We start from the raw sequence: 9,196 nt of genomic DNA, 5'->3' as shown, positions 1-9,196 counted from the left end.
GTGATGGCGGCAACGGAACATTGTTTATTGGTACCAAAGGAAAAATGATGGCCGATACCTATGGTGATAAAGCGCGTCTGCTTCCATTGAGCAGGAATGAAAACATTAAGGTTGCTCCTAAATACGCAAGGGTAACTGATGGTGCAAACGGTCATTATGCGCAATGGGTTGAGGCCGCTATCGCCGGCCACGGCAAACAGGAGGTCAGCTCACCATTTGAGATTGCAGGACCTCTGACCGAGGCATTGCTGATGGCCAACCTGGCCATCAGGGGCTTTGATCTGCAGACAGACGTAAATGGAAAAATTAAATATCCCGGTAGGTATATCAAATTGCTATGGGACAATGAAAACATGAAAATAACGAATCTTGATCAGATTAATCAGTTTGTAAAACGCGATTATCGTGAGGGATGGGCCAACCTGACATTATAAAATACACACACATGAAAAAATACATTATTTCTGCATTCGTCTTATTGAGTGCAATACAAATATCGAACGCACAAAAAGGGTTTAAGCCTTTGTTCGATAGCAAAACGACCAATGGCTGGCATACTTACGGCAAGACCACAGTTGGCAGTGCCTGGCAGGTTCAGGACGGTACTTTACATATGGATCCCGCAAGCAAAGGAAAAAGCGGAGGCGGTGATCTGGTTACTGACAAAGAGTACAGCAATTTCCATTTAAAGCTTGAATGGAAAGTGGCGCCTAAATCCAATAGTGGTGTTGTTTTTTTCATCCATGAAGATCCTGCCAAATTTAAAAGGTCTTATTCAACCGGTTTGGAGATGCAGGTTCTTGACAATGACGGACACCCGGACGGAAAGAAACCAAAACACAGGGCCGGAGATTTGTACGATCTGATTAAGAGCGTATCTGAGCCGGTTAAGCCTGTTGGAGAGTGGAATATGGCAGAGATCATTAGTAAAGATGGTAAACTGACCCTGATCTTAAATGGGACTAAGATCGTGAGCACCACGCTTTGGGACGATAACTGGCAAAAGCTGATCGCAGGAAGCAAATTTGCCAAATTGGAAAGCTTTGGAACCTACAGGTCAGGTAAAATCTCTTTGCAGGACCATGGTGATGAGGTTTGGTACAGAAATATCGTGATTAAAGAACTTTAATTGATAACAAAAAACCAAAAGAAATGAGCTAATGAAGAAAAAAATCCTGGCCGAAAAGTTCGGCCAGGATTATGAAATGTAAACTTTTTAAAAGAACGCAGTCTACCAGACCTGAGAATCAAGGGGCTGCTGTTCTAATCGATCACATTTAATTTATAAAATTATGAAAATACCTCTATTTAATGGTAGAGTAAACAACTATTGTTACACAGTAATGAAATATAGCACGATTACATTATGCATATTGATTGCTTTCTGTTCTCTGGCAATTGCCAGGCCTTCTTACGGACAGAAGATACTGGGCTATCCGGTAAATATTGAATTTAAGCGTACGCCGCTTCCTGAGGCACTGGAAAAAATATCCGAACAAATTAAAGTAAAATTTGCCTATCAGAATCTTGACCTTTATAAGGCGGTAAGGATTACTAAAATTTTCAGGCGGGAAAAACTTGGCAAAATCCTGGAAAGCCTGCTGCTGGATAATGACATTTCTTTTTCGGTGATAGACAATGTTGTCATTTTAAAGCCGGAGCAAAAACCCTCGTTACGAAGTTTTGAAGACATCGAAATCAGAGGAATTGTTACAGATTCGTCCGGAGTTGGATTGCCTGGTGTAAATGTAACCGTAAAGGGAAAAAAAGGCTATGGGGCTATAACGGACATGAACGGTAATTACTTGATCAGGGTGCCGGAGAATGCAATTCTGATATTTAATTTTGTAGGTTTTATTCAAAGTGAATATGTGGTTAAAGGCCAGACTTACATCGCCGTCAGGTTAAGGGAAGACAAGAATTTGCTGGAGAATGTGGTCATTGTGGGTTATGGTACCCAAAAGAAAACTAATGTCACCGGCGCTGTCAATTCTGTCTCTACAACCGATCTGCTGAGAACTCCGACTGCTAGTCTGACCAATAGTCTTGCTGGTCGTTTGCCCGGCCTGGTGACCATACAGGAAAGCGGTGAACCGGGTGCCGATGGCTCCACGTTATTTATCCGCGGTTTCGGAACTTATCAGGGAAAAAATCCTTTAATCCTTGTGGATGGGATCGAAAATGCAATTGACCGCATTGACGCCAACGAGGTGGAGAACGTAAGTATTTTGAAAGATGCGGCAGCAACTGCTGTATATGGAATGAAGGGTGCGAACGGAGTGGTTCTGGTGACGACAAAGCGGGGTAAAACCGGTAAACCGGTGATTTCCCTTACTTCCCAGGTCGCTATGCAGGAGCCCGTGCGTTTACCCGAGTATTTGGATTCTTTTGATGCTTTGAGTTTGTTTAGGGAAGCGCTGAACAATGATGGGCTGAATGCAAATCTGTATACAGATGAGTATCTCAATAAATTCCGTGACCGCAGTAATCCAACTTATCAGTATCTGTATCCTAATGTAGACTGGGACAAAGAGTTGTTAAAGTCTCGTTCTATGATGAAGCAGACCAACTTAAATGTAAACGGAGGTTCATCTACTGCAAGGTATTTTGTATCGATGTCTTATTTGGGCCAGGATGGTCTCTATAAGTATGACAATTTAAATGACTACAACATCAATGCATCCTTGAACAAGTACAACTTCAGGAGCAATATTGATATCGATATTACCCCGTTATTGAGTATGGAACTAAACCTCAGTGATGTCGTAAGAGAACGTAACTATCCAACAGAAACTTCGAGTACGTTTTGGGCAGAACTTAGAAATACACCGCCTTACTTGTATCCGCTTAGTAATCCTGATGGATCGGTAGCCGGCCAAAAGAACGCACCGGCAAGTCCATATGGTCGTCTTAGTCAGTATGGATATAAACGTTTTTTTGAGAATAATCTCAGTGCCATTGCAGGCTTCAGTTTAAAGATGCCTTTTGTTACTCCAGGATTGAGTTTTAGGACCCGTTTTGCATTTGATGCCCAGAACAACAGGAACATCAACCGCAAGCGTAATTACTCTACTTACAAGTATGTGGTACCGGAGGATGAGACGGATTTGACCAATGGAACTTACGAGGAAATAAGTACTGGAGATGGCTTACTGGGTTTTGATATGGATGCAAATGGTAGTAGAAAGTCAACATATGAGGCTTACTTAAACTATGATCGGGTATTTGCCGAAAGGCATGCTTTTACAGGTATGATCCGTTATAACCAATCCCAGAGTTTTACTGCCACTGCATTGGCAGATGGTGCTGTTGCTTCTCTTCCCTACAAACAGCTTGGTGTGATCGGGCGTATCAATTATTCTTACGACCGCAAATATGTACTGGAGTTTGATGCCGGATACAATGGTTCTGAAAATTTTAAAGAAGGCAATCGTATGGGATTCTTTCCGGCGGTTTCTGCGGCGTGGATACTTTCCAATGAAGCTTTTATGAAAAATTCAAAAATTTTGAATTTGTTGAAAGTTAGAGGATCGTTTGGTACTGTCGGTGTTGACAATAGTGTTGGCCGTTTTGCTTACCTCAGTACCTGGCAGACCGCTGGCGGCAGCGGATACAGATTTGGGCTGGCGGCAGATGGGAATAGTTATTCCAGCGCACAGGAAAGCGCTACCGGAAATGAGTTCCTGACCTGGGAAAGGGCGAGGAAAGCAAATATCGGTGTGGACCTGGAACTGTTCAATGGCAGTATTGCTTTTACAGGTGATGTCTTTAATGAGCGGCGCAGTCAGATTCTGACCACCGCAAAGATTATACCTGATGTCATCGGAGTGCAAAATCTGCCAGCCATCAATGCCGGCATTGTGAACAACAAGGGCTTTGAGGCTGAATTGACGTGGCGCAAGAAATTTAACGATCATAACGTCATGCTGAGAGGTTCATATTCCTATGCCACAAACCGCATAGAATATGCTGCTGAGCCAGAATATGCGCTTGCTTATCGTGGACTGAGGGGTACCCAGATCTATGAGGCATGGGGCCTGATTGCTCAGGGTTTATTTAGAGATAAGGAAGATATCGCTTCCAGTCCTGTACAACAGTTTGGTGCGGTGCAGCCCGGCGACATTAAATACTTTGACCGTAATGGTGATGGATTGATCAATACCCAGGACGAGGGATATCTGGGTAAGCCGACTACGGCAAAGAGCATTGCGGGCATAACGGCGTCCTATACCTTCAGGCAGTTTGATCTGAATGTCCTGTTCCAGGGAGCGTTTGGCGGGAAAAAATGGCTCAATGGTACTTCAGCATGGGCATTTTCTACCAATAGCTCTGTTCTGGTCGATTATATGGATAACCGCTGGTCTCCTGAAAATCCTGATGTAAATGCGGCATGGCCGAGACTTACCTCATCCAATAACGTCAACAACAACAGAAATTCTACCTTCTGGTTGAAATCTTCTGACTATTTAAGGTTAAAAAATTTAGAGATAGGCTATACACTTCCTGTTTCATTAACAAGAAAATTAAGGCTTACCAATGTCCGGGCCTTCGTAAACGGGGTAAATCTGTACACCTGGGATAAATTAAAAATATTTGATCCTGAGATGCCGGACGGCTTTGGTGATTATCCTCAGCAACGGGTATTCAATTTTGGTTTAAATATTTCCTTGTAAAAATCAGCGTCATGAAAAAATCATATATACTACTTTTAGCAGGCCTATTGACCATTGGCACTTCCTGCAAAAAATACCTGGATGTGGTGCCGTCAGAATATACCACTGAGGAGGATGTTTTTAAAAACATTAACCTTTCAGAGCAAGCCCTCGCACGTCTGTACAATGGACTGCCCAATGAGCTCACCTCTGATATGACAACCTATACAGACGAGTCCTATCACCATTGGTTTGATAATGCAGGCGGTGCAGATGCATATAAATATAACCTGGGCAGCTGGAGCAATACAGACAATCCGCTTGGAAACTGGGCAGGAAAGTACCAGGACATCAGAAGGGCGAATATTTTTATTGAACGTATAGAAAGTGTACCTATTCCACTTAACCGGGAAGCCTATTATGCCATCTGGGTACCGAGATATAAGGCTGAGGCAAGATTTATCCGGGCACAATTTTATTTTGAACTGTTTAAAAGATATGGAGCAGTTCCTTTGCTGACCAAGGCGATTAATGTGGATCCGAATGATCTGGGTGAAACACAGGTTTTCCGTAACTCTGTGGATGAAGTGGTAAACTTCATTACATCTGAATGCGATGCTGTAGCGGCGGCACTGCCCTTGACACACGAAGATGCGCAGATTGGAAGAATCACTAAGGGGGCTGCGCTCGCATTAAAATCCAGAACGCTTTTGTATGCGGCAAGCCCGTTATTTAATGGAAATCCCTTGTATGCCAATATCAAAAATACTGATGGTAAACAGTTGTTCAATTCGGCTTATGATAAGGAAAAATGGAAGAAAGCTGCGGATGCGGCAAAAGCTGTCATCGATCTGGGTATCTATAATCTGTATAATCCTTTCCCTTTGAATCCGGTTCAGAATTATGCTGCACAGTTTTATACACGTGATTATTCGGAAACAATTCTGGCAAGAATACTCCCAAACGCAACGACCATAGACCACTCGCTTAACCCTAATGGTGCACCATTTAAGGGAAGCGGTAAGTATACGCCATTGCAGGAGCTTATAGATGCTTATGAGATGAAAAACGGTTATCCAATCGCAGCTGATGGTTCTGGTTACGCAGACAAGGGTACCTGGAACGGACAGTTATGGGACGGCCTGAAGTTTCAGAATGTAAATAACCTGACCAATATGTATAAAGACAGGGATCCTCGGTTTTATGCGAGTATCTTTTTTCAATATTCGGTATGGCGTTTTGATGCGACCAAAAGAGGTGTAAGACTTGCCTGGTTTGGGGCCGGAAACGGACAGACCGACGGTTGGGCAACGGGTAAATCCGGAACGAATCCTTTAGGATATAATGTGCGGAAATTCGTAACGCCGGAATTTGATGAGAATGCCAAAACCGGGACGGGAAAGCGGAATTTCCCGATCTTCCGCCTTGGAGAGGTCTACCTGAATTACGCAGAAGCTATGAACGAATACCAGGGTACGCCTGATGCCGATGTCTACGAATACATCAACAGGATACGTAACAGGGTTTCCATGCCGGCCCTTCCAATTTTAGCAGCCGATAACACACAGGATGGCATGCGCAAACGCATCCAGAATGAGCGAAGAATTGAACTTGCTTTTGAAAGCCATAGATTCTGGGACGTGAGGAGATGGCTGATCGCAAAAACAGTGGACAATGGTGAGGTACATGGTTTGAATGCACGCCCGTCTGCAGACGAATTGGCGGCAACTGGTTTAAATGTAACCAGTGAAGCTGCGGGTGTTGCTGTTTTTTATAAACGGGTGGTGGTACAGACCAGGGTGTTCAATGACAAGCATTATCTGATGCCAATCCCGCAAACTGAGATCGATAAAGATCCGAATCTGGTTCAGAATTATGGATGGTAAACATTTTGGTATGAGAAATTTTAAATATTTATTAGCAATAATTCTGTTATGCGTGTTAGGGTCCGCTAACGCACAAAATTTAATCGTTGGTACCTTTAACCTGAGGTTTGACAATCCGAAAGACTCAGGTAATTTGTGGCTGAACCGTCTCCCGGTCGTTGCCTCCCTGATCCGTTTTCATCAGTTTGATGTTTTAGGGACACAAGAGGGGCTGGGCAACCAAATTAATGATTTAGATAAGCAATTGCCGGAATACCAGCATTACGGGCTTGGAAGAAACGATGGTAAAGATGCCGGAGAGCACTCTGTAATATTTTTTAAAAGGGAAAAGTTTACCCTGCTGAACAAAGGTGATTTTTGGTTGTCCCAGACTCCTGAAAAACCTTCTAAAGGTTGGGATGCCAGGTTAAACCGTATTTGTTCATGGGTTTATCTGCAGGATATAAAGTCCAAAAAGAAGTTTTACTTCTTCAATGTACATTATGACCATCAGGGAAAAATTGCTCGTGAAGAAAGCAGCAAGCTCATTTTAGAACGTATAAAAAACATCGCAGGGAAGGGGCCGGTAATTTTAACCGGAGATTTCAACGGAGACCATACCAGCAGCTGGTATCAGCGTGTGGCCAATTCAGATTTGTTGAAAGATACTTACCGCCTGGCTTCACATCCATATGATTATAATCCTTCGGCCAACGGGTTTGGGCGTGAACTGCAAAAAAGCGGTGTCATTGACCATATTTTTATTACTGAAAGTTTAACTGTTGAAAGATGGGGGATACTTTCGGACAGTTATCATGGAAAGTTTCCGTCAGACCATTTTCCGGTATTGTCAGAAATCAGATTGAATAAATAATTTTTACAGATTTTAGAATTGTCTGTTCTTAGGAAAGGGTTTTTGCCCTCCTTAAGAACAGACATTTGCAGTCTTTAAAATGTGATCAGAGAGTCTATTTATTTTAATTCTAAATAAATTTGCTGAAATCACAGACGTATATTACATTTGCCGTCGGTTAGAATTAATCTAAATAAAGCAAATGAAACATATTTACAAACTACTCGCTCTTATCACATTTTTATTAAGTTTTCAAGTGTCGTCTGCTCAGCTTGCCGTATTGCCAGCCAGGGGAACAATTACCGGGAAAGTAAAGACCAATGATGATAAACCTGCTGCATATGTAAGTATACAAATTGTAGAGAATGGTCGCAAGACTTCATCTAACGAAGACGGATCATTCACATTTAACAACTTGAAAAATGGCGATTATACACTTAAAACTTCTTACGTAGGGTTGCAGGTGCAAACTCAGCGAGTTTCTGTAACAGAAGGTAAGACTTCTTCAGCTGAGTTTGTATTGACTGAGAATGCTGCCCAGCTTAGTGAGGTAACAATTAGTGGTTATAAAACACCTAATGAAAAACCTGCAAATGTCGGCAAGATAGCTATTGCGCCAAGAGACCTTCCTCAATCCGTACAAGTAATCGGAAGTCAGGTTATTGCAGACCAACAGGTTAATCGCCTTGGTGATGTAATGAAAAATGTAAATGGCGTAGCGCTTGGTGCCAACAGGGGCTCCGTCGGAGAGAATTTCTTCGCAAGAGGATATAGTCTGGGTGCCAATAATGTTTTTAAAAATGGTGCAAGAACTACAATTGGTGGAATACCTGAAGCAAGTACACTGGAATCCGTTGAGGTACTTAAGGGAAGCTCTGCCCTGCTTTACGGAGGTGTTTCGGGAGGTGCTGTAGTAAACATGGTAACTAAAAAACCGAAATTTGAATATGGTGGTGAAGTTACATTGCGATCTGGCAGCTATGATTTATACAAACCTATAGTAGATGTTTATGGTCCTGTTGCAAAGGATTTGGCGTTTAGGTTAATTGGCTCTTATGAGAATGCGGGCAGCTACCGAAATAATGTGGATTCCAAAAGAATCTATGTAAATCCCTCTCTTCTTTATAAAATTGGAGAAAAAACAGACCTTTTACTGCAAGCTGATTATTTAAAAAGTGATTTCACTCCCGATTTTGGAATTGGTACAGTTGGAAATGTAGCATCTCCTCTGGGAAGAAAGATGTTCCTGAATACTGATTGGGCATTTAACAATACAAACACGGTAACTGCCCAAGCAAATTTAAGCCATAGATTTAGTGATAACTGGAAGTTGAATGCCATTGCTTCACTTCAGTCTTACCGAAGAAATTATTTTTCAACAGAACGCCCGTTTGCTGATGCCGCCGGTGTTTGGAACCGTGCATTAACTCGTTCCAATATCAAAGAGTTTACCTATAATGAACAGATTAATTTAACGGGTACATTCAATACGGCCTCAGTGCAACATACTGTATTGGTTGGTGCTGACGCTGACCAGTCAATGACAACGACCGGACAGTTTACAAATCCCAATACTTTGGGCCCAAGCAACGCAAGATTTTATGATTCTGTCAACTTGCTGGATCCAGCCTCTTTTCTAAAGCCTACAAACTTTAACATGCCGTCGACAACCTTATTAACCAGCACTGAAGCACCTATTTTTAGAATGGGTGGATTTGTACAGGATTTGGTTGCCTTGACTGATCGGTTTAAAGTGTTGGCGGGAATAAGGTGGACATTCCAAAAAACGCCGACGACCACCGTGACGACAATTGAGACCGGAGAAG

At 42.6% G+C, this 9,196-nt stretch carries 5 protein-coding genes and 1 pseudogene; all 6 read left to right on the top strand.

Features of this window, described 5'->3' with window-relative positions; translation table 11 throughout:
- Positions 1–434: pseudogene (locus VK541_RS20930) on the top strand (gfo/Idh/MocA family oxidoreductase); the annotation flags it as partial.
- Positions 435–445: 11 nt separating this feature from the next.
- On the top strand, positions 446–1,129 hold the full coding sequence (locus VK541_RS20925) for a DUF1080 domain-containing protein (RefSeq protein WP_324372429.1): 684 nt from the start codon (positions 446–448) through the stop codon (positions 1,127–1,129).
- Between the two features lie 163 nt (positions 1,130–1,292).
- A complete protein-coding gene (locus tag VK541_RS20920) occupies positions 1,293–4,673 on the top strand; it encodes a SusC/RagA family TonB-linked outer membrane protein (protein WP_324372428.1) in 3,381 nt (1,126 codons plus the stop codon).
- Between the two features lie 11 nt (positions 4,674–4,684).
- Positions 4,685–6,538 carry a RagB/SusD family nutrient uptake outer membrane protein gene (locus VK541_RS20915; protein ID WP_324372426.1) on the top strand — a complete coding sequence of 618 codons (1,854 nt, stop codon included), beginning with the start codon at positions 4,685–4,687 and terminating at the stop codon, positions 6,536–6,538.
- Positions 6,539–6,548: 10 nt separating this feature from the next.
- Complete coding sequence (locus tag VK541_RS20910; protein WP_324372425.1) at positions 6,549–7,391, top strand: endonuclease/exonuclease/phosphatase family protein; 843 nt, start codon at positions 6,549–6,551, stop codon at positions 7,389–7,391.
- Between the two features lie 181 nt (positions 7,392–7,572).
- On the top strand, positions 7,573–9,196 hold a 1,624-nt coding region (locus VK541_RS20905; RefSeq protein WP_324372424.1), incomplete at its 3' end, for a beta-sandwich domain-containing protein.

Origin of the sequence: Pedobacter sp., from assembly GCF_035317785.1 — a bacterium.
GTDB lineage: Bacteria > Bacteroidota > Bacteroidia > Sphingobacteriales > Sphingobacteriaceae > Pedobacter.
This window is presented reverse-complemented; position numbering and strand designations above follow the sequence as displayed.

Bases quoted from the DNA above. Each gene is read 5' to 3' on its own strand.
- VK541_RS20925 (WP_324372429.1), top strand. From the start codon at position 446: ATGAAAAAATACATTATTTCTGCATTCGTCTTATTGAGTGCAATACAA.
- VK541_RS20920 (WP_324372428.1), top strand. From the start codon at position 1,293: ATGAAAATACCTCTATTTAATGGTAGAGTAAACAACTATTGTTACACA.
- VK541_RS20915 (WP_324372426.1), top strand. From the start codon at position 4,685: ATGAAAAAATCATATATACTACTTTTAGCAGGCCTATTGACCATTGGC.
- VK541_RS20910 (WP_324372425.1), top strand. From the start codon at position 6,549: ATGAGAAATTTTAAATATTTATTAGCAATAATTCTGTTATGCGTGTTA.